The 19,955-nt window shown below is 73.1% G+C and carries 19 protein-coding genes; 9 read left to right on the forward strand and 10 right to left on the reverse strand.

What is annotated here, in order from left to right; translation table 11 throughout:
* Window positions 1-2: 2 nt before the first annotated feature.
* The 7 genes from SCK26_RS23705 to SCK26_RS23735 form a co-directional block, all read right to left on the reverse strand.
* Window positions 3-959 carry a DUF6339 family protein gene (locus tag SCK26_RS23705; RefSeq protein ID WP_318203331.1) on the reverse strand — a complete coding sequence of 319 codons (957 nt, stop codon included), beginning with the start codon at window positions 957-959 and terminating at the stop codon, window positions 3-5.
* Entirely contained in the window at window positions 959-1,936 is a 978-nt protein-coding gene (locus tag SCK26_RS23710; protein WP_318203332.1) for a hypothetical protein, read from the reverse strand. The genes SCK26_RS23705 and SCK26_RS23710 overlap by 1 nt, the downstream gene beginning before the upstream one ends.
* Window positions 1,933-4,047 (reverse strand): helix-turn-helix transcriptional regulator, encoded by a 2,115-nt coding sequence (locus SCK26_RS23715; protein ID WP_318203333.1) that lies wholly within the window; start codon window positions 4,045-4,047, stop codon window positions 1,933-1,935. Before SCK26_RS23715 ends, SCK26_RS23710 begins: the two co-directional genes overlap by 4 nt.
* Before the next feature lie 154 nt (window positions 4,048-4,201).
* Window positions 4,202-4,678: a very short patch repair endonuclease gene (locus tag SCK26_RS23720; protein ID WP_318203334.1), complete on the reverse strand. Its 477-nt coding sequence runs from the start codon at window positions 4,676-4,678 to the stop codon at window positions 4,202-4,204.
* A 15-nt stretch (window positions 4,679-4,693) separates the two neighbouring features.
* The gene (locus SCK26_RS23725; protein WP_318203335.1) at window positions 4,694-5,707 is read right to left on the reverse strand and encodes a hypothetical protein; all 1,014 of its coding nucleotides are present in this window, start codon (window positions 5,705-5,707) and stop codon (window positions 4,694-4,696) included.
* A 352-nt stretch (window positions 5,708-6,059) separates the two neighbouring features.
* Window positions 6,060-7,532 (reverse strand): glycoside hydrolase, encoded by a 1,473-nt coding sequence (locus tag SCK26_RS23730; RefSeq protein WP_318203336.1) that lies wholly within the window; start codon window positions 7,530-7,532, stop codon window positions 6,060-6,062.
* 327 nt (window positions 7,533-7,859) lie between these two features.
* Window positions 7,860-9,248 (reverse strand): MFS transporter, encoded by a 1,389-nt coding sequence (locus SCK26_RS23735; protein ID WP_318203337.1) that lies wholly within the window; start codon window positions 9,246-9,248, stop codon window positions 7,860-7,862.
* A gap of 152 nt (window positions 9,249-9,400) precedes the next feature.
* On the opposite strand from SCK26_RS23735, the gene SCK26_RS23740 reads away from it, so the two are divergent.
* The 4 genes from SCK26_RS23740 (at window position 9,401) to SCK26_RS23755 (ending at window position 12,182) form a co-directional block, all read left to right on the forward strand.
* On the forward strand, window positions 9,401-9,949 hold the full coding sequence (locus SCK26_RS23740; protein WP_318203338.1) for a helix-turn-helix domain-containing protein: 549 nt from the start codon (window positions 9,401-9,403) through the stop codon (window positions 9,947-9,949).
* Window positions 9,950-9,981: 32 nt separating this feature from the next.
* A complete protein-coding gene (locus SCK26_RS23745; protein WP_318203339.1) occupies window positions 9,982-10,305 on the forward strand; it encodes a DUF6412 domain-containing protein in 324 nt (107 codons plus the stop codon).
* 165 nt (window positions 10,306-10,470) lie between these two features.
* The gene (locus tag SCK26_RS23750) at window positions 10,471-11,181 is read left to right on the forward strand and encodes a YidC/Oxa1 family membrane protein insertase (RefSeq protein WP_318203340.1); all 711 of its coding nucleotides are present in this window, start codon (window positions 10,471-10,473) and stop codon (window positions 11,179-11,181) included.
* Between the two features lie 143 nt (window positions 11,182-11,324).
* A complete protein-coding gene (locus SCK26_RS23755; protein WP_318203341.1) occupies window positions 11,325-12,182 on the forward strand; it encodes a fumarylacetoacetate hydrolase family protein in 858 nt (285 codons plus the stop codon).
* A gap of 99 nt (window positions 12,183-12,281) precedes the next feature.
* Here SCK26_RS23755 and SCK26_RS23760 read toward each other — a convergent pair whose 3' ends face one another.
* The 3 genes from SCK26_RS23760 to SCK26_RS23770 all read right to left on the reverse strand — a co-directional run bounded on the left by SCK26_RS23760 (window position 12,282) and on the right by SCK26_RS23770 (window position 14,796).
* Complete coding sequence (locus SCK26_RS23760) at window positions 12,282-13,148, reverse strand: LLM class F420-dependent oxidoreductase (RefSeq protein WP_318203342.1); 867 nt, start codon at window positions 13,146-13,148, stop codon at window positions 12,282-12,284.
* Window positions 13,149-13,243: 95 nt separating this feature from the next.
* Window positions 13,244-13,723: a heme-degrading domain-containing protein gene (locus SCK26_RS23765; protein WP_318203343.1), complete on the reverse strand. Its 480-nt coding sequence runs from the start codon at window positions 13,721-13,723 to the stop codon at window positions 13,244-13,246.
* Window positions 13,723-14,796, reverse strand: coding sequence for a Gfo/Idh/MocA family oxidoreductase (locus SCK26_RS23770; RefSeq protein WP_318203344.1), 1,074 nt, complete (start codon window positions 14,794-14,796; stop codon window positions 13,723-13,725). Before SCK26_RS23770 ends, SCK26_RS23765 begins: the two co-directional genes overlap by 1 nt.
* 48 nt (window positions 14,797-14,844) lie before the next feature.
* On the opposite strand from SCK26_RS23770, the gene SCK26_RS23775 reads away from it, so the two are divergent.
* The 5 genes from SCK26_RS23775 (at window position 14,845) to SCK26_RS23795 (ending at window position 19,955) form a co-directional block, all read left to right on the forward strand.
* The gene (locus SCK26_RS23775; protein WP_318203345.1) at window positions 14,845-15,981 is read left to right on the forward strand and encodes an ROK family transcriptional regulator; all 1,137 of its coding nucleotides are present in this window, start codon (window positions 14,845-14,847) and stop codon (window positions 15,979-15,981) included.
* A 291-nt stretch (window positions 15,982-16,272) separates the two neighbouring features.
* A complete protein-coding gene (locus tag SCK26_RS23780; protein WP_318203346.1) occupies window positions 16,273-17,154 on the forward strand; it encodes a hypothetical protein in 882 nt (293 codons plus the stop codon).
* A gap of 54 nt (window positions 17,155-17,208) precedes the next feature.
* On the forward strand, window positions 17,209-17,964 hold the full coding sequence (locus SCK26_RS23785) for a GntR family transcriptional regulator (RefSeq protein WP_318203347.1): 756 nt from the start codon (window positions 17,209-17,211) through the stop codon (window positions 17,962-17,964).
* A gap of 132 nt (window positions 17,965-18,096) precedes the next feature.
* Window positions 18,097-19,221 (forward strand): TIGR03364 family FAD-dependent oxidoreductase, encoded by a 1,125-nt coding sequence (locus SCK26_RS23790; protein WP_318203348.1) that lies wholly within the window; start codon window positions 18,097-18,099, stop codon window positions 19,219-19,221.
* Between the two features lie 8 nt (window positions 19,222-19,229).
* Window positions 19,230-19,955 carry an HAD family hydrolase gene (locus SCK26_RS23795; RefSeq protein ID WP_318206076.1) on the forward strand — a complete coding sequence of 242 codons (726 nt, stop codon included), beginning with the start codon at window positions 19,230-19,232 and terminating at the stop codon, window positions 19,953-19,955.

Consider the following 19,955-nt stretch of genomic DNA (forward strand, 5'->3'; position numbering starts at 1 on the left):
TCTCAGGTCATCCACGGCGGGAGTTCCTTTTCGAGGCTGACACCCCGGCGTTGCGCCGGCACGGTGGTGTGCTCGGCTGCCTCCTCCGGGGCGCGGCCACGACGGCGCAGGGGGGCCTCGGACAGAAGCTTGTCGAACAGCGGGACGAGCGCGTCGACGGAGTCCGGGGGCACCCGACCGTCGTGCGGACCTTCCGGCAGCCGGTCCCAGCGCGCGGGAGGCGCTTCCTCGGATTCGGCGATCCAGTCCTGGAGTTCGTCCACGAACCGCGGGCCGTCCGGAGCAAGGACGTCATAGACGAGTGTGCTGCCGGCGGCGTTCACCGCGGAGGAGAGCGCGTTCACATGGTCGGCGGGGCGTGGAGTACCACTGGAGAGCAGCCTCTCGAAGACGCGCAACAGAGCCTGCGCGGTCGGCCGGTGGTCGATGATGTCCAAGCGGAGCGTCGTGTTGAGGATGTCCTGGAGAGCGAAGGCGGTCTCCACGGGTCGGTAGTCGGGGCCGTTCCGGAACAGTTCGGCAGCCCACCACAGGCGAGAGAAGCACTGGGTGTAGTGGGGCCCGCAGAAGCGCGAACTCTGGGCGATCTCGGCATTGCCACGCCAGCGCCACACCACATAATCGGGCGCCACGAGCATGGCGAAATGGTTCCACAGCCTGCCATCGCCTGCCTCCGCCCGTGTCATGCGAAGGGTGGCGTGAAGCCGGGGCGCGAGCCAGCCGTCCGATGCGCGGCGGTCCTCCGCGAAGCGCGTCATCGCCTGCTCGACGAGTTCCCGGATCGGCGCGGTGCGCCATCGGGCCTCGGTGTCCGAAAGGGACGTGCTCGCCTTGCGCAGGGCCACCTGAGGCGGGTTCTCCTGACCCGACTGTATGCCTCGGCTCAGGTACTTGGCCACGGCCGCGTCGGGCAACAAGCCGAGTACCTGGGGGATGTCGAACGACCCACGGCGCGGCATCAGTCGGCGCTCCTCTCGGCGCGGTCGACAGTGCGCACCGCGTGTGTCAGTTTCTTCGCGACCTGTGCGCGACGTCCGGCCGCGTACTGGATGCCCGTCTGCAACTCGGACCACCCGAACCCCTTCGTACGGCGTTCGTTGATCTCGTACAGGGCATCGGTGAGTTGCCTGCCGGGCAGTACGTCCGGAAGCATGGCGCGCAGTACGGCCTCGCGCCATCCGGTGGGCATCACGGGGGTTCCGTCCTCGTCCTCGTCCAGGTCACCGGCGGCCGTCTGGAACATCGCCGTCCAGGCGTCCTGTGCGATCTGAGAAGCCGCCATCTCCCGTACGACACGCTCCGTCGCGCTGCCACCGCGGCCGTCGAGCACCTCGACAAGACCTTCGACCGCGCTGGTGTTGAGGTAGACGGTGGGCATGTCCCCGGATGTCTCCACGATCCACGGTGCTTCCTTGAAGGGGCGCAACCACGGGTGGGCACCGTCGCGGAAGTCCACCTGCAGGATCTCGATCTCTCGCTGGCGGACCGGTGTGGTCTCCTGGAGATCGATATACCAGTCCTCCTGCGCAGACCCCACGAGGCGGCCGGGGACCCCCTCCACGGTGGCGACGACCAGCAAGGACAGCGTCGCGCGCCGCAGATGATCGGTGCGTGTAAGGGAAATCGAGCCGCTCATGGCACCGTTCGGCTCAGGGCGAAGGCGCGCCGTGATACGCGCGTTGGTGGCCTTTTCGGTCAACACCGCCAGGCAGGTCACGTCCTGCCAGAGGCCTTCCCGCAACTCGGCCTCCGGGAGCGCCACGCGGAGGTCCAGCCTTGCCTCCTCCCACCGTGCGCGTCCGGATTGGTGCAGGGCGACCACACGCTCCGTGGTCGAGACGTTGGTGTAGGGCAGCGACTTGCCGTCCACGGAGACCGACACGATCTGGCAGGTCACGTCGCCGAGGAGCGTCGGGTAGGGAAAGACGGGCTTCATGCCTCACCTCCGCGGGCCTTGGGTACGTCGACCACCAGACGGGCGTAGCCGCCTCTGACCGGATGACTGGCCGGATCGGTGACGCCGCTGAACACCGCCGTGCGGACACCGGGCTCGATAACGATCGTCCCGTTCTCCGCGCGGCACGTTTCGGAGCCGACGAGCAGTTCCCATTCCACGGAGGGGCGACCGCCCGAACGCACGTCGAACTTGGCCACCGGAGCGAGGACCCACGGGTCGTCCGCGTCGGGCAGCTTCAGATGGACAGTGACGTGCCAAGCGCCCCGGTCGTCGAGCCTTGCCTCGATGTTGCGCACCGTCGGGAACGACTGGGCCCGTCGGCCGCCCACGCCCGCCCCGGTGTCCAGTTTCAAAAGCTCACGCAGTACCGCAGGCCCACCGCTGCGCGTGATTTCGCGCTTGCCCAGGAGCGAGCGGACCGTGTGGTCGATCGCCGATCGGAACTCCTTGAGCCTGGCGAGGGCGCCCCTTTGGTACGTCGTGGTCAGTTCCTCGGTCCGGTCCCATCGGTCGTGTTCGGGTGGTTCGGACGCCCTCAGGAAGGCTTCGGCCAGGGCCACGTCCTCCCCGTCTCGTCCGGTCGCGTAGCCGGCGAGCAGGACGGCCTGGAACGGCGGCGCCCCCAAGGGGAGGTCCCGAGGGCGTTGCTCGGTGATGGTCATCCGATTTCCGCGCATGCAGATCACCTGGTTGATGCGCGTGTCGTGATCGTCGGCCGGCGTGAGGAGCAGCACGGCGAGGTGTTCACAGCCCCTGTCGCGCGGTCGACCGTGATCCTTCAGGGGGGTCACGACCAACGGGACGTCGGCGCGCACCACTTGGTCGGCAGCCGTCAGTTTGTCGACGGTATCCCCGTCCAGGTACGCCCGTAGGGCACGACTCAACGCCGGATGATGCTCGTGAGGGTCGACCTGCTGCTCGGGCAGATAGACCTCCCCGTTGCGCAGGGTGGTGACCCGGGCGTCGAGAAGCGGCTCGGCGGACCGACCGCCTATCATCGCGGCCCAGAAATCGTCGGCGAGCGACCGGACGAGCTTGTCGTGCATCTCCTGGAGGGTTTCGGCGGCCCCCGAGGCGTCGTAGGCGCCCACGATGAGGAAGGACGTACCGGGTTCGGTACCGGATCGCCGCAGATGCAGGCGGCGCAGGGTTTCGTCGTCGGCCCACCACGAGCGCGACACTCCGCGATGCTCGGGTTCGGTGTCCGGCTCGCCGAACCATGCGGGACCGGCGAAGGCCTCGCCGTCGACCTCGTGCCAAGGGAGATCCAGGCGTCCGACCACCCGGCCCTCGGTGCGTCCCTCATGGGGCTCGGACAACGTCGAGTTGATCAATACGAGGCCCAAGCGGCTGGTCGCCCAGAGAGTCGCCTTGCCCAGACCGTAGGAGCCGCCGGCCCGACCGGCCGTGATCTTGTGACTGTCGAGCTGACGGCGTACGACCGCGGCGAAGCGGCCGTCGCTGTACTCGGGCCCGGTAAGTCCCGAGGCGTTGTAGTCGTCGATGCGCAGAAGCCGTAGTCGACGCTCCTGCGAGAGATCGGTCAGGGCGGAACGAAGACTGCGCGAGACCTTCTGGTTGCCGCGCGCGGCCTCCTCGTAGTGCGGCAGCAGATCTTTCCAGTGCAGTGCGGAGAGGAAGGCGTCGAGGTGCGCCCCGTCCAACTCGTGGAGCGTGTAGTGGACGCGAACCGGTGAGCGGGAATCACAGCGCTCGTCGAGCGAGTTCTGCGTCGCCTCGCGCGCGAGCACGGACAGGTCTGCGTCGAAGGCGAACGCGGCCGCGTTTCCGTACTCTCGGCCGCCGTCGGTGTGTGCGAGGCGATGGTGCCAGCGAATCGGTCGATCGATGGGTACGTCCGTCGTTCGCGTCACCAGGGACGCCAGGTCGGTGCCCAGGATCTCGGCGATGCGCGCCTTGGTCTCGTCGCGGGGCTCGGCACGGCCGGTGATCCACGCCGAGACGGCCGCGCGCGTCTTGCCGAGCTTGGCCGCGAGGTCCGCCTGCGACATACCGGCCCGAAGCAACTGGCGTCGGAGCCAGGTTCCGAAGGCCTCGCCTTCCACGGCGGATGGTGCCGAATGCGGCATCGTGCGTCATGCCTCCTGTCATGGGCCGGCCCGACGGTGTGTCAGCGCGGACCACACAGTAGCAGTTTTTTGACAGAGGTGAGCATGTCAAAAAATATCTGACGGCGCCGCCGCTGCGGCATGGCTTCGGCGGCCGCTACGGCGCGGCCGCCCGTCAGGTGCGGTCGGTTCTCGTTCGACGAGCCCGGACGAAGGCGACCACGCGTGCCGCGGCCTCGGCCGGGTCCTCGTGCTCCCAGACCCGGACGGCCAGCCAACCGGCCGATGCCAGCCGCTCGTCGGTGTCCATGTCCCGTCGGCGATTGCCCTCGATCTTGGTGCGCCAGAAGTCGGCGTTGGTCTTGGGCCAGGTCGCGTGCTGTGGACAGCCGTGCCAGAAGCAGCCGTCGACGAACACGGCGACCTTCGCCGGGCCGAAGATGACATCGGCTTCGCGGCGCACGCCCTTCAGCGGCTTGCGGTGGACCCGGTATCTCAGCCCCGCCGCATGCAGAGCACGCCGCAGGGCCATCTCGACTTCCGTGTTCCGGCTCTTCTGCCGGCTCATCCGGGCGCGGGTTTCAGGGGTGGTGTCCACGGTTGGTCGTTCTTTCGTTCCTGCCGGGAGCGACGCTGTCGAGTCGGCGGTCACGCTCCTCTTCCCGGTCTATGCCCCGTGACACTCCCCATACCCCGCCCCCGCCCCGCACCAGCACTCCGCCCCCCTCTCCGGTGGCCAGGCCACCGCCCGGCCCCGGGCTGCCAGGGTCGTCGCGTACTGGGGTAGGAGGGTGGGGTCTGTCGGGGGTGTGGCTTCCGAGGCGGCGAAGGCCTCGTAGGACGGGACCGTGCCCGTCACGATGCCGAGGTTGGCCGTGCCGGAGGAGGCGAGTTCTCGGAGTGAGGACTCTATGGTCCTCAGGTGCTCGGCGTGGGACGGGTACTCGGTGGACAGGGTCGGGTACGTCGTGAGGAGTTCCTCCAGCTCCGGGGCCGGCCAGTGCAGGACCGCCACCGGGAACGGGCGGGACAGGGCCGCTCGGTAGGCGCCCAGTTCCGCGCGCAGGCGGGAGATCTCCGCCTCCAGTTCCGCCGGGTTGTCCGAGCCCAGCGACCACACCCGTTTCGGGTCGTGGAGTTCGTCCAGGGAGACCGGGCCCGTGTGCAGGGTGTCCGCCAGCTTGTCCCAGTCGTCGTGCGGCAGGCCCAGCATGCGGCGGACGCGGTGGCGGCCGTAGAGGAGGGGGTGGGTGGCGGGGAGGGGTACTTCCGCCGGGCCGGGGATCAGCAGGCGGGTTCCCTCCGTGAACGTCTCCGCCGCCGCCTCCAGCTCGTCGTGCGACTCCAGTGCCTCCGCCGCGATCACCCATGGGGCAGGGTCCCGGGGGGCCGTCGTGCGGATGCCCTCGATGATCGCCCTCGCCTCGGCCTCATGGCCGTACTCCCACAGGTTCGACGCCTTCAGGGCGCGCACCAGGGCGGGGCTGGCCAGGTTCGCGGCGGACGACAGCAGGCGGTCGTAGAGCGTGGTGGCCGCGGGGCGGTCGCCGGACAGTTCCAGGTGGGCCGCCGCCCGCAGGAGGAGGGTCTCGGCGTCCTCCGGATACAGGCCGGCGGTCCGCTCCAGGCGTGCCGCTTCGGCGGTGTGGTCGACATTCTCGGCAGGCGTGTCGGGGCGCATGGGGGACACCGTACTGCCGGGACGTGACAAAAGTGAGGTGCGGAGGGCCCCGAGGAGAGGGCTGCCCCGCCCGTAGGTGCATCCGGTATCCGGATTTCTCACGCCGGTGCTCTTCCTTGACGACGAGTGCCAGGGGCGGCTCCGTCGATGCCTCGCCGCCTCTGGAACTCCGGATCGCCGGCGCCTTGCCGGTCGCCCGCCGGCACCTGGGGACGGTCACCGGACCCGGCACCCCGGCGGGACGCTCGGCATCGCGTCCCGCCGGTCCCGCCGGTCGCGCCGGACGTCCGTACGGTCACAGGTTCCCGGCCCGCGAAGGGCTGCCGGGACGTCCCGGCCCCGGGCCGGGCCGTCACACGGTGACGCCGTCGATCTGGAGCGTCTGGACCGACTTCGCCGCGAACGGGACCGCCAGCGTCTTGCCGTTCAGGCGGAGGTCCGAGTGGGGCGTGTAGCGGTCGCCGCCCGTCGTGACCGTGTTCCAGCGGGGGACCAGGCCGCCGGAGCCGCCGGTGACGGCGGAGAAGCGGGACAGGTCGAAGGTCAGGGTCTGGGCGGAGGCGGAGGTGTTGGCGGCGACGATCACCAGGCGTTTGGCCGCGCGGTCCAGGGCCGCCGCCGCATAGCTCACCCCGGTGTCCAGGATCGTCATGCCGGGGCGGATGTGCCGGGTGAACTGGGCCAGGACGTAGTACTTCGTCTGCACCGCGCCCGGCTGCCGCGTGGCCGGGTCGTAGGCGATCGCCGCCCAGCCCGCGCTCGGGTCCATCACCTGCCAGTACACCCAGGCCGTGGGGTGCAGCCAGCGGAAGTCGTACAGGAGGTTGCTCGCCGTGGTCAGTCCGGTGGCGTCGCTGTCGCCGGTCTCGGAGTTCCACAGTGCCTTGCGGGCGGTGGTCACCACGTCCGTGTACAGCAGGTCCCTGCGGCCCCCGGAGCCCTGGTAGCCGTGCACGTTGACCCGGTCGACGTACCCCTTGGCCGTGGCGGAGAAGGAGTTCCAGGTGGTGCGGGCCAGGTCGTAGCTCGTCTCGTCGGACGCGGCGATCCGGGTGCCGGTCAGGCCGCGCTTGTCCAGCTCGCCGCGCAGGTACGGCAGTACGGCCGCCTGGGTGGCCGCGTCGATGTGACAGCCCTCCTGCGTGCCGGTCGCGGTCCACCAGGACGAGGAGGGCTCGTTGAAGGGCTCCACCGTCTGGAAGGTCACGCCCCAGTGCTGCCGGGCGTACAGGGCGACGGCGGCGAGGTGGGCGGCGTGCTGGCGGTGGTTCCAGGACTGGAGGTTGTTGCCGCCGTCGGCCGCGCCGGACGGGTTGTGGTTGGCGCACATCCACCACATCGGCGAGTTGGCGAACAGCTCCGAGACCGCGCCGCGCTGGGTCGCCTTCACGAGCATGGCCCGCTGGGCGGCGTCCGCAGTCCACTTCCAGGCCGCGGAGGCCGGGTCCTCGTTCGTCCAGTCCTGCCAGTAGCCCTCGATCTGCTTGAAGGACGGGATGTTCGGCGAGACGGCCATCGACGCGCCGTCCACGCTGTTCCAGCCGCACGCGCCCAGGTTGTAGCGGGCGATGTTCAGCCCGAGGCCGGGCAGCGAGGTGCCGTTGTACGTCGTGTTGCCGGTGGTGAAGAAGATGTCGGCGAAGTCGTCCCGTGTGCCGAAGACGTTCGCCCACCAGGCCAGGGAGGTGCCCCAGCCTTCCCACGTGCCGTACGAGGTCGACGGGTTGACGGATATCGTCGCGTCCGCCCGGGCCGTGCCCGTGGCCAGCGCGCTGCCGAGAAGGCCGCCGCCCGCGGCGGCCAGCAGTGTTCTGCGTCGGATCATGGATGCGTTCGCTGCCTCTCCATGCGGCTGCGGCACCGCGCTCCTGATAGCGGTGCCGACTCGTCCCCCCGGCATGCCAACAGGAAGCATCGGGGCTTCCGGACGGCGTTGTCGAGGGTTGTGACGGCCCTTTCTCAAACCCGTTGAGAAAGCGATCGGGCCGCCATCCGCGGCCGGTGGAGGGCGGTACGAACCAGGTGAAGCCGGTCCGGGCGCGCGCGAGTTGCCGGTACGCCTCGTGTGAAACCGGTCCAGCCGCAGGCGAGTTGCCGGCATGCCCCGGCGGAACCGGTCTCCGCGCCGCCCCGGTCAGCGCCTGCGTGAACGTCACGCGGTCTCCCGCAGCGCCAGCACGCTCGCCGCGCCCGCCACCGCCAGTCCCGCCGACACCATCAGGGCGATGTCCGTGCCGCGGGCCAGGTCGCCGGCCGAGGTGGCGAGGGCGATGGTCAGGGCCACGCCCGCGCAGGAGCCGATGTAGCGGAACGTCTGCTGGGCCCCGGAGCCCATCGCGGCCCGCTCGCGCGGCACCGACTCCACGGCGAGCAGCGGCAGCGCCCCGTTGAGCAGCCCGCTGCCGATCCCGCCGATGACCAGGCCGGGCAGCAGCCGGGGCCAGGAACCGGCGCCCACGGCACCGAGCATGGTCAGCACGGCGACCGTGTGCAGCGCGAAGCCCAGGGCGAGCTGGGTGCGCGGGGCGAGCCGGCCGGCCAGGTGCCGGACCTGGAGGGCGACGGCGAAGCTCAGGCCGGCCCAGAGCAGGAACAGCCAGGCCGTGGTCAGCGGCGCCAGTCCCAGCGTCTGCTGGATCAGCGCCGGCAGATAGCTGAAGACGCCGATCACGGCGAGTCCGGTGAACAGGCCGCCCGCGGAGGAGGCCAGGAAGCGGCGCCGGCGCAGCAGCCCGAGGTCGATCATCGGGGTGGCGGCCCGGCGCTCCACCGCGACGAAGGCGGCGACGAGCAGCACCGCCAGCGCGAGCAGCAGGCCGACCGGGGCGCGCAGCCAGCCGTCCCGGCCCAGGGTGAGGGCCGCGACCAGGGCGGCGAGCGCCACGCCGAAGGTGAGCGCGCCGAGCACGTCCGGCCGGCCGCCGCGCGGGGCGCGGGACTCGGTCAGGGTCCGGCTGCCGAGCGCGGCGACGACGAGGGCGGCGGCGCCCAGCAGGCCGTAGCCGAGCCGCCAGTTCGGCAGCGCGCCCGCGAGCAGCGGGCCCACGGCGATGCCGCCGCTGACGAAGGCGCCCCACACCCCGGTGGCGTGCAGCCGGCCGCGGGGGGTCGGGAAGGCGTGCACGATCAGTCCGAGCGCGCTGGCCAGCAGGGCCGCGCCGGCCGCGCCCTGGGCGACGCGGGCCAGGGTGAACTGCCAGGTCGACGTGGTGAACGCGCCGAGGGCGGTGGTCAGGCCGAGGCCGAGGGTGCCGGCGAGGAAGATCCGGCGACGGCCGTGGTCGTCGGCGAGGCTGCCGGCCACCAGCAGCAGCGCGGCGAGGCCGAGCGGGGTGCCGTTGAGCAGCCAGGCCTGGGCGGAGAGCGGGGTGCCCAGGTCGCTCGCGGTGTCCGGCAGCGTGACCATCGGCGCGGTGTACGCCATGAGGGTCACGGCGGTCGCGGCGCTGGTCAGGGCGAGGGTGGCGCGGGGGCGGGCGGGGGCGCCGCCCGGAGTGGTGCCGGTGGCGGCGGAGGTGGTGGCGGAATCGGGCCGGGCCATGGCCTGTCGTGTCCTTCCGGGGCCCCGCGATCCGGTCCGGTTCGGTCCGGCGGAGCCCGTGTGCCTCGGTTCGGTCATTGAATCGACGTGGTCGCCGTCACCGTAGCACCGTCGGTTCCGTGAATGAACCAATATCCGGTCGCGCGGTTACAGTGGACGGCATGGCACTGGGCAAGGACTACGCGACGCAGGAGTGCTCGATCGCCCGCGCGCTGGAGGTCGTCGGCGAGCGCTGGACGCTGCTCGTCGTCCGCGACGCGATCTACGGCGTCCGGCGCTACAACGACTTCCTCGTCCACCTCGGCATCCCGCGCGCCGTCCTCTCGGACCGGCTGCGGACGCTCACCGCGCAGGGCATCCTCGAAAGGCGCCGGTACCAGGAGAGCCCGCCGCGCGACGAGTACGTCGTCACCGAGCGCGGCACCGCCCTCTGGCCCGCGCTGCGCGCCCTGGGTCAGTGGGGCCGCGAGCACGCCGACGCCGGCCGGCTCAGGTCCTTCCGGCACGCGGACTGCGGCGGGGACGTCGGGCCGTACGGAACGTGCGCCGACTGCGGAACTCCCGTACCGGTCGCCGACGTTGTCATGGTGCCGGGCCCGGAGCTGGACACCGCTCCGCAGGACCCGGTCAGCAGGGCGCTGCTGCGGCCGAAGCGGCTCCTGGAGCCCCTGGAGACCGAACCGGCGCACACGGCACACTGACGGCGGTACGACGGGGAGAGGGGGCAGTCGCGATGCACGGCCGCGCCGCAGCCCCGCGTTCCCTCGTCTTCCCGCTGTTCCTGGCGCAGCTGCTGCTGCACACCGCCCTCCTCGGCAGCGGCGGTCTCACCGCCGCCGTCGCTTTCGCCGCGACCGCCACCGCCGCCGCGGCACTCGCCGTCCGCGCCCTGCCGGCCGCGCGGCGCGTGCCCGCCGTGCCTTCGGCCCGGGTGCGCACGGCGATCCGCGACCGGGCCCGCCGTACGGCCTTCCTGTCCCAGCGCGATCCCGACGCGCCCGGCAGGCGGCGGCCCAGGGCCCCCGGACACGCCGGACCGGCGACGAGCGCCGCGTAGGGCACCTCCGCGCATCCGTCCGCGCGAGTATCCGTACGTCCGCATGCCCGCAGGACCGCGCGTCCGCCGACGCGTGACCCCGCGCGGCTCGTCAGCCGTATCCCCGCCGAATCTCCCTGATTCCCGGCCGTTTCCGGCACGACGAGACCCCCGGAGGGCTCATCCATGTCCGTCTTCGCCCGTCTGGTCGAGCACCTCGCCGACCTGCTGACCCCGCTCTTCCACGCCTCCGCGGCGGCCGCCGCGATCGTCCTGTTCACCGCGCTGGTACGCCTCCTCGTCCACCCGCTGTCCCGGGCCGCCGCCCGCGGCCGGCGCGCCCGCGCCGCGCTCCAGCCGAGGATCGACGCGCTGCGCGTCCGGCACGCCCGCGACCCCGAGCGGCTGCGGCGGGCGGTGCTGGAACTGCACGCCCGGGAAAGGGTCTCCCCGCTCTCCGGCTGCCTGCCCGGCCTGCTCCAGCTGCCCGCCTTCTTCCTCCTCTTCCACCTCTTCTCCAGCGGCACGATCGGCGGCGAGGCCAACTCCCTCCTCGGCCACCGGCTGTTCGCGGCACCGCTCGGCGGCCGCTGGAGCGACGCGCTCGCCGACGGCGGAGTGTTCGGCCCGGCCGGAGTCGTCTACCTCTGCCTGTTCGCCCTCGTCGCGGCCGTCGCCACCGTCAACTACCGGCGCGCCTGCCGCACGACGGCCGGACAGCCGGTCCCGGCGGCCGGCGGTGAGCAGGTGCCCAAACTCGCCGCGGTCGCCCGGCTGACCCCGTTCCTGTCCTTCTTCACCCTCGTCACGGTGGCGGTCGTCCCGCTGGCCGCGGCGCTGTACGTCGTCACCAGTACGGCGTGGAGCGCGGCGGAGCAGTCCCTGCTGTGCCGCTGACCGCTGAGCGGTACCGGGCGTCCCGGTTACGGTCCAGTACCTGAACAAGGTCTTGCGGAGTGGACGGCGGAATTGGAGGATCGGCCAGTCCTCCGATGGCTGCACACATCGGCGGGCGCCCGCGATCGAGGGAGATGGTGACCGTGAAGCTGCTGCGAGTCGGTACGGCCGGGGCCGAACGCCCCGCACTGCTCGACGCCGAGGGGACCCTCCGGGACCTGTCGGGCCTCGTGGACGACATCGACGGCGCGCTCCTCGCCGACGAGGACGCGCTCGGCCGGATCCGCGCGGCGGCCGAGTCCGGCGGCCTGCCCGCGCTGGACGCGGCCGGACTGCGGATCGGGCCCCCGCTCGGCCGGATCGGGAAGGTCGTGTGCATCGGGCTCAACTACCACGACCACGCCCGCGAGACCGGCGCCGAGCCGCCCTCCGAGCCGGTCGTCTTCCTCAAGGCGCCGGACACGGTGGTCGGGCCGGACGACACGGTGCTGGTGCCGCGCGGCTCGGTGAAGACCGACTGGGAGGTCGAGCTGGCGGTCGTCATCGGCCGTACGGCCCGCTACCTGGACTCGGCGGCGGAGGGGCTCGCGCACGTCGCCGGGTACGCGGTGGCGCACGACGTCTCCGAGCGGGAGTTCCAGATCGAGCGGGGCGGGACCTGGGACAAGGGCAAGAACTGCGAGACGTTCAACCCGCTGGGCCCGTGGCTGGTGACGGCCGACGAGATCACCGACCCGCAGGACCTGTCCCTGCGGCTGTGGGTGAACGGCGAGCTGAAGCAGGACGGTACGACGGCCGAGCAGATCTTTCCCGTGGGCGAGGTCGTGCGCTACCTCAGCCGGTTCATGACCCTGTATCCCGGCGACGTCATCAACACCGGCACGCCGGCCGGGGTGGCGATGGGAGCGCCCGAGCCGAAGCCGTACCTGCGCGCCGGGGACGTGGTGGAGCTGGAGATCACCGGGCTCGGTCGGCAGCGGCAGGAGCTGAAGGACGCGTAGACGCTCCGCCGGGAGCGCCGGGAACCGCTCCGGCCTCGTGGCCCGCGCGTGGTTCCCGGGCCGGCCGCGTGGTTCCCGGCGCCCCTCGGGCCGGACCGGCTATCCCAGCAGCGAGGCCAGCCGGCGCCACTCCTGCCTGGGGAGGGTGTCGCCGGTGTCCGCCGTCACCACCTGGAGGGCCACGTGGTCCGCGCCCGCCTCGTGGAAGGCGGTCACGCGCTCGCGGATCCGGTCCTCCTCGCCCCAGGCGAAGACCGCGTCGACGAGCCGGTCGCTGCCGCCTTCGGCGACGTCCGCCTCCGTGAAGCCCAGCCGCAGGAAGTTGTTCGTGTAGTTGGGCAGGCGCAGATAGTTGGCCAGGTAGGCGCGGGCCGTCTCGCGGGCGCGGTCCGGGTCGGACTCCAGGACCACCTTCAGCTCCGGGGCCAGCAGCGGACCCGTGCCCAGGATCTCCCGGGCCTCGGCGGTGTGTTCGGGCGTGGTCAGGTACGGGATCGCGCCGGCCGCGCGGTCGCGGGACAGCTCCAGCATCCGGGGGCCGAGCGCGGCCAGCACCCGGCGTCCGGCGGGCACGCCCGCCCGGTCCAGCTCGTCCAGATAGTCGACCATCGCCCCGTACGGGCGGCGGTAGTCCTTCACCAGCGGACCGTGGCTCACTCCGAGGCCCAGCGCGAACCGGCCGGGGTGGGCCGCCTCCAGCTCGGCGAAGCCGGCCGCGGTGGTGGCGGCCTCCCGCTGCCAGATGTTCAGGATGCTGGTGCCCACGACGATGCCCCGGGTGGCGCCGACGAGCGGGGCCGCGTGGTCCTCGGAGCTGTTGCCGCCCAGCCAGATCGCGCCGTACCCGAGTTCCTCCAGCTCGGCCGCGGCCTCGTCCAGCTCGCGGCGCCGGGCCGGGTCCTCGGAGCGCAGTTCGAAGCTCCAGACGCCGTACCGGCCGACGGTCTCCTTCAGTGCGGTGGTCATCGGATGCGATCCCTCCGGTGGTGGACTGAGGCCATGATCGTGCGGCCTTCCGTCGTGGCAACCGGAGGGCGCCCCGGGTGATTCCCGCTGTTCCCTCAGTCGGCCGAACGGCCGAGGAACTCCTCCAGCGCCTCCACCACCAGCCGGTGGTCCTCCAGCTGGGGCAGACCGGAGACGGTCACCGCGCCGATCACGCCGGCGCCCTCCACCGTCAGCGGGAAGGAGCCGCCGTGCGCCGCGTAGGTGTCCGGGTCGAGGCGGGAGGACTCCTCGAAGGTCGTGCCCTTGGCGCGGAAGCGGGCGCCGACCAGGTAGGACGGGGCGCCGTAGCGCTCCACCACCCGGCGCTTGCGGGCGATCCAGGCGTCGTTGTCCGGGGTGGAGCCGGGCAGGGCGGCGTGGAAGAGCTGCTGGCCGGCGCGGTGGATGTCGACGGCGACCGGCGCCCGGCGCTCCCGGGCCAGGTCGACCAGGAGGCAGCCGAGGGCCCAGGCGTCCTCGTGGGTGAACCGCTTGAGGACCAGGCGCCGCTGCTGCGCCTCCAGTTCCTGGACGGTCGGGGTGTTGTCGGGCATCAGAGGGTCACCGTCACCTTGTCGCGGGCGGACCGGCGGGCCGCCTCCAGTACGTCGAGCGCGGCGGCCGCCTCCAGGGCGGTCACCGGGTTGGGGCCGGCGCCGCGCAGGGCGGCGGCGACGGCCGCGTAGTAGGCGGGGTAGTCGCCCGGCAGGGTCGGTACGGGGGTGCCGCCGCCGGTCAGCGGGGAGTCACCGGAGCCGATGCGGCCCCACAGCGACTCGTCCTCGGCGCCCCAGTCGGCGGTGGTGCCGGGCCGGCCGCCCTCGCGCAGCGCCGCCTCCTGCGGGTCCAGGCCGTACTTCACATAGCCCGCGCGCGAGCCCAGCACCCGGAAGCGGGGGCCGAGCTGGGCGGTCGTCGCGGAGACGTACAGGTGGGAGCGGACGCCGCTCGTGTGGGTGAGCGCGATGAAGGTGTCGTCGTCGGTCTCGGCGCCCGGGCGGCGGATGTCCGTCTCGGCGTAGACCTCGGCGGCCGGGCCGAAGAGGACCAGGGCCTGGTCGACGACGTGGCTGCCGAGGTCGTAGAGCAGACCTCCGATCTCTGCCGGGTCGCCGGACTCGCGCCAGCCGCCCTTGGGCCGCGGACGCCAGCGCTCGAAGCGGGACTCGAACCGCCAGGCGTCGCCGAGCGCGCCGTCCGCCAGCAGTCCGCGCAGGGTCAGGAAGTCGTTGTCCCAGCGGCGGTTCTGGAAGACCGACAGCAGCAGACCGCGCTCCTCGGCGCGGGCGGCCAGCGCGCGGGCCTCGGCCGCGGTGCCGGCGACCGGCTTGTCCACGACCACCGGCAGGCCGGCGTCGAGGGCGGCGGTGGCGAGCGGTACGTGCGTCTTGTTCGGCGAGGCGACGACGACGAGGTCCAGCTCGTCCGCCCGCGCGAACAGTTCCTCGGCGGTGGCGGCGAGCCTGACGTCCGGGAACTCGGCGCGGGCCTGCTGCTGCCGCTCCGGGTTGGTGGTCACCACGGTGTCCAGGGCGAGGCCCTCGGTCGCGGCGATCAGCGGGGCGTGGAAGACCGAGCCGGCGAGGCCGTAGCCGATCAGGCCGACGCGGAGGGGGGTAGCAGTCATGCGTCCCACTTTGGCAACGCTGTTGCGAAAGTGCAAGCGGTGGGGAGAATGGACGACGTGAAGAGCAGTGGTGGGCCGGTGGGGGCGAATCTCGGTGTGGTGCGCAGCCACAACACGGCGTTGGTGCTGGGGCTGCTGCGGGACGCCGGGGCCGAGGGCGTCAGCCGGCTGGAGCTGGCCGAGCGCACCGGGCTGACCCCTCAGGCCGTCAGCAAGATCACCGCGCGGTTGCGGGCGGAGGGGTTCGCGGCGGAGGCCGGGCGGCGGGCGTCGACCGGGGGCAAGCCGCGCACGGTACTGCGGCTGGTGCCGGAGGCGGGGCATGCCGTCGGAGTGCACCTGGACCGCGACGAACTGCGCGCGGTGCTCGTCGACCTGGACGGGGCCGTGGTGGCGGAGCGGCGCGGGGAACTGGACCTCGGGGCGGGGGCCGGGGCCGTGCTCGGCGCGGTCTGCGCGGCGGTCCGCGCGGTGGCCGGACGGCGGCTCGGCGAGGGCCCTGCCGGCGGCGGACCGCTGGTCGGGGTGGGGGTGGCGCTGCCGGGTCCGCTGGACCATGCGGGCGGGGTGCTGCACCGGGTCACCGGGTTCCCCGAGTGGGACGGCTTCCCGCTGCGGGACGCGCTCGCGGAGCGGCTGCGGATGCCGGTGGTGGTGGACAAGGACACCAACGCGGCGGCGCTCGGGCTGGCGGTCGGCGGCGCGCAGGAGGCGGCGGGCCGCTCGTTCGCGTACCTGCACCTCGGTACGGGGCTCGGGGCCGGGCTGGTGATCGACGGCAGCGTGCACCGCGGGGCGCGGACCGGGGCGGGCGAGTTCGGCCACCAGGTGATCCAGCTGGACGGGCCGCGGTGCGAGTGCGGGAACCGCGGCTGCGTGGAGGCGCTGTGCCTCGGCGCGGCGGCGCGCGGGGAGATCGCGGAGGCGGCACGGGTCCTCGGCGTGGCGGCCGGGAACCTGGTCGGCCTGCTGGACATCGACGGGGTCCTGCTCGGGGGACGCACGGTCGCCGGGGCGCCGGAGGTCTATGTACGGGGCGTCACCGAGGTGCTGACGACCCGGGCCCGGCGCCAGGGAGCGACCGGGCCCACGCCGGTGGGGGTCGCTCCGAGGGGTGAGCGCCTGGTGGCCGAGGGAGCGGCACAACTGCTGCTGGCCCCGCTGTTCGGGCGAGGGGACGCGTGAGGGGCTCGGCGGTTCACGACGCCGGGACGGTGCGCTCCGACGACGGCGCACGCGGAACCGCGCGGCCGGCCGTGGCGGGGCCGTAGGGGCTGACGGGGCGGTGGCCCTGCCCGGCGTGTCGGGTGGTGCGGCTGTCACGGCGCGCCGTCTCCAGGGGCGCGTGCGGCCGGCCGTGGTGGGGCCGCGGGCATGCGCGGCCGGTGGGCCCTGTCCGCTGGTAGAGGGGACTTGTCCGGCGCCCCGGCATGGCGGCGCGGTCCGTCCCGCCCCGCCCGGCAGGGTCATGTGTTCATGCGATTGTGCACGTCCCTGTCCCTCTTCCTCACCGCGGCAGCCGCCACCGCCGTCACCTCCACCGCCGTCCCCCTGCCGGCGCGCGCCGCCCAGGCCCCAGCCGCCCAGGCCCCCGCCGCCTCCTCCTGCGCCGGCACCGACGCGCGGACCTTCCCGCTGGCCGCGAGGATCCGGGGCGGCCCGGTGTCGTACGAGGCCGGCGGCGCACCCGGCACCTGGTACCTCGACCTCACCAACACCACCGACCGGACCTGCGCCGGCGTCCACCCGGTCGTGGTCCTCGTGGACGAGAAGCGCGCGCTGCGCCCGGACCAGCCGCGCCTGCACTTCTACGACGGCCCCCGCGCCCGTCCGGTCGCCTTCGAGGCCACCGACGCCGAGGAACTGGTCGGCGTGCTGGACGGCCCCGGCTTCGCCGGGTTCACCGTGCCGGCCGGCCGGACCGTGAGCGTACGCATCCGGTTCTCGCTCGCTCCCGACGCCGTGGCCGACGAGGTCACCGCCAACGCCGCCGTCGTACAGCGGCGGGGCCAGGACGGCGACTGGATCGGGGAGTCCGACGCCTACCGCTTCGGCATCGCCGGGGACACGGAGGCGGACGCCGAAGACGCCGAACATCCTGAGGAGGACCCGGAGGAAGTCGAGGAAGCCCGCGCCGCACCCCCGTCCGGCACCCCGCGTCCCACCCACGACACCGTCCACCCCGTGGCCGTACCCACCACCACCGGCCCCTCCCGCCCCCGGCCCGAGTCCCTCCCCGCGCGGTTGACCCGCATCGCGGCCGGACTCACCCACGCCCCCCTCGCCGTCCTCGTCCCCCTGTTCGTCCTCCTGGCCGCCGTCACCGGCGCCTTCCTCCTCTTCCGTGACCGCCGCTGACCCGGCCCTGTGCCCCCTCCCCACCCGCCGACCCCCATCTGCGACGATCCCCCCGTGGACTACCCCAACGACCAGGCCCCCGGCGCCCCCGTCCGCTCCGGCATCCCCGAGCACGGGCGCATCCCCAAGTACTACGCGGTGAAGGCGCGGATCGCCGCGCTGCTGGAGGAGCTGGGGGAGGACGGCGTCATTCCCACCGAGCGGGATCTCGCCGAGCGCTACGACGTGGCCCGCGAGACCGTGCGGCAGGCCGTGCGGGACCTGGTGCTGGAGGGACGGCTGCGGCGCCGGGGCCGGGGCACGGTGGTCGCCGGACCCAAGCTGGCCCAGCCGCTGTCCCTCGCCAGCTACACCGAGGGCGTACGCCGGCAGGGGCGCACGCCCGGCCGTACCCTCGTCACCCTCGACCGGTTCCCGTGCCCCGACCCGCTGGCCGCCGAGACCGGACTCACCCGCGGCGAACCCGTCTGGCACCTGGAGCGCGTGCTGCTCGCCGACGACGAGCGGGTGGGCCTGGAGAGCACGTACGTCGCCGTCGCGCGGGTACCTCGGCTGGACGCCGACTTCGATCCGGACTCCTCCTTCTACGGCTATCTCGCCGCCCAGGGCATCTCCTTCGGCGACGCCGACGAGCGGATCGAGACCGTCCTCGCCACTCCCCGCGAGGCCCTGCTCATCGGCACCCCGCCCGCCCTGCCCATGCTGCTGATCCACCGGATCTCCCGGGACACCGGCGGTCGCCCGCTGGAACGGGTGCGGTCGCTGTACCGAGGCGACCGCTTCTCCTTCACCACCCACCTCAGAGGCTGAGCACACCGGTCGCCGCACACTCCGCGATGATCACAAATAGATAACGGGTCTAGCCCAAATGTGATGGCTCGTTCACGCTCTCGTTGTCAGCCGGATGTCTCCGGTTCCCGCGTCCCGAGGAGCGTTACCGCCGTGAGAGTCACAGTCGTAGGAGCCGGCGTGGTGGGCACCATGCACGCCTGGCACGCAGTGGAGCGCGGCCACAAGGTCGTCCAGATCGAACGCGAGACCGAGGCGCGCGGCGCCTCGGTGCGCAACTTCGGGCAGATCTGGGTCAGCGGGCGCGCCGGCGGAGAAGAGCTGGAAACCGCCCTGCGGGCGCGGGAGCTGTGGGAGGGGATCGGCGGCCGGGTGCCGGCGCTGGGCTTCCGCCCCAACGGCTCCCTCACACCGGTCCGCGGCCCGCTCGAACTGGCCGTCGCCGAGGCCGCCGTGGCCCGCGCCGACGCCGCCGCCCGCGGTTACAAGCTGCTCACCCCCGGCGAGGCCCGCGCCCTGAACCCCGCCCTGCGCGGCGACTTCACCGCCGCCCTGTACTGCGAGCGCGACGCGGCCGTGGAGCCCCGCACCGCCCAGCTCGCCCTGCGCGCCGAGCTGCTGAAGTCGCCGGACTACACCTTCCTGCCCGGCCGGGAGGTGCGCGAGGTGACCGGCGCCGGCACCGTCCGTGACGACCACGGGGACACGCACCACGCGGATGCCGTCGTGCTGTGCACCGGCGCCTGGCTCGGCGGACTCGTCCGCGAGCTGGCCGGCCCGGACCTCCCGGTGCGCCGCGTCCGCCTCCAGATGATGCAGACCGACCCGCTCGGCGAGCCGCTGACCACCTCCGTCGCCGACGCCGACAGCTTCCGCTACTACCCGGCCTACGCCTCCGGGGCGCTGGACGAGCTGAACGCCCGCCGGCCGCAGCCGCCGACCGCCGCCGCGCACAAGATGCAGCTGCTGATGGTGCAGCGCGCCGACGGCGGCCTGACCATCGGCGACACCCACGAGTACGAGCACCCCTTCGCCTTCGACACCGTCGAGGAGCCCTACGAGCACCTCACCGGCGTCGTGGAGTCCCTCCTCGGCCGGCCGCTGCCGCGCGTGCGGCACCGCTGGGCGGGCGTGTACGCGCAGTGCACCGACCCCGGCAAGGTCGTCCACCGCCGGCAGGTGCGCGAGGGCGTGTGGCTGGTCACCGGGCCCGGCGGGCGCGGCATGACCTGCGCCCCCGCCATAGCCGAGACCACCGCGAACGAACTGGGCTGGTGAGCACCCCCATGACCTCCGTCACCCCGAACACCCCGGACGCCCTTGTCGCGCCCGGCATCCGTCTGGTCGTCCTCGACATGGCCGGCACCACCGTCGCCGACGGCGGCCTGGTCGAGCGCGCCTTCGCCGCCGCCGCCGCCGAGCTGGGCGTCGAGCCCGGCTCCGCCGAGCACGCCGAGCACCTGGCCTACGTCCGCGCCACCATGGGCGAGTCCAAGATCTCCGTCTTCCGCCACCTCTTCGGCGACGAGGACCGCGCCCGGCGCGCCAACACCGCCTTCGAGAAGGCGTACGGCGGCCTGGTCGACCAGGGCCTGATCGCGCCGGTCCCCGGAGCCCGCGAGGCCATCGAGGAACTGACCGCCGGCGGCCGGACCGTCGTCCTCACCACCGGCTTCGCCCGGGTCACCCAGGACGCCGTCCTGGACGCCCTCGGCTGGCGCGGCCTGGTGCCGCTCACCCTGTGCCCGGCCGACGCCGGCGGGCGCGGGCGGCCGTACCCGGACATGGTGCTGGAGGCGTTCGTCCGCACCAAGGCGGCCGAGGACGTCCGGCAGATCGCGGTGGCCGGCGACACGTCGTACGACGTGCTCAGCGGCGTACGCGCCGGGGCCGGTCTGGTCGCCGGCGTGCGCACCGGCGCCCACGGCGACGCCGAGTTCACCGCCGCCGGCGCCACCCACGTCCTCGACTCCGTCGCCGGCCTGCCCGGCCTGCTCGCCGGAGACCGCTGA

It is taken from the genome of Streptomyces sp. SCL15-4, from assembly GCF_033366695.1.
Classification (GTDB): domain Bacteria; phylum Actinomycetota; class Actinomycetes; order Streptomycetales; family Streptomycetaceae; genus Streptomyces.

Bases quoted from the DNA above. Each gene is read 5' to 3' on its own strand.
- SCK26_RS23760 (WP_318203342.1), bottom strand. From the start codon at position 13,148: ATGACCACCGCACTGAAGGAGACCGTCGGCCGGTACGGCGTCTGGAGC.
- SCK26_RS23735 (WP_318203337.1), bottom strand. From the start codon at position 9,248: ATGGCCCGGCCCGATTCCGCCACCACCTCCGCCGCCACCGGCACCACT.
- SCK26_RS23770 (WP_318203344.1), bottom strand. From the start codon at position 14,796: ATGACTGCTACCCCCCTCCGCGTCGGCCTGATCGGCTACGGCCTCGCC.
- SCK26_RS23745 (WP_318203339.1), top strand. From the start codon at position 9,982: ATGCACGGCCGCGCCGCAGCCCCGCGTTCCCTCGTCTTCCCGCTGTTC.
- SCK26_RS23730 (WP_318203336.1), bottom strand. From the start codon at position 7,532: ATGATCCGACGCAGAACACTGCTGGCCGCCGCGGGCGGCGGCCTTCTC.
- SCK26_RS23775 (WP_318203345.1), top strand. From the start codon at position 14,845: ATGGACGACGTGAAGAGCAGTGGTGGGCCGGTGGGGGCGAATCTCGGT.
- SCK26_RS23715 (WP_318203333.1), bottom strand. From the start codon at position 4,047: ATGCCGCATTCGGCACCATCCGCCGTGGAAGGCGAGGCCTTCGGAACC.
- SCK26_RS23750 (WP_318203340.1), top strand. From the start codon at position 10,471: ATGTCCGTCTTCGCCCGTCTGGTCGAGCACCTCGCCGACCTGCTGACC.
- SCK26_RS23710 (WP_318203332.1), bottom strand. From the start codon at position 1,936: ATGAAGCCCGTCTTTCCCTACCCGACGCTCCTCGGCGACGTGACCTGC.
- SCK26_RS23705 (WP_318203331.1), bottom strand. From the start codon at position 959: ATGCCGCGCCGTGGGTCGTTCGACATCCCCCAGGTACTCGGCTTGTTG.
- SCK26_RS23725 (WP_318203335.1), bottom strand. From the start codon at position 5,707: ATGCGCCCCGACACGCCTGCCGAGAATGTCGACCACACCGCCGAAGCG.
- SCK26_RS23795 (WP_318206076.1), top strand. From the start codon at position 19,230: ATGACCTCCGTCACCCCGAACACCCCGGACGCCCTTGTCGCGCCCGGC.
- SCK26_RS23765 (WP_318203343.1), bottom strand. From the start codon at position 13,723: ATGCCCGACAACACCCCGACCGTCCAGGAACTGGAGGCGCAGCAGCGG.
- SCK26_RS23780 (WP_318203346.1), top strand. From the start codon at position 16,273: ATGCGATTGTGCACGTCCCTGTCCCTCTTCCTCACCGCGGCAGCCGCC.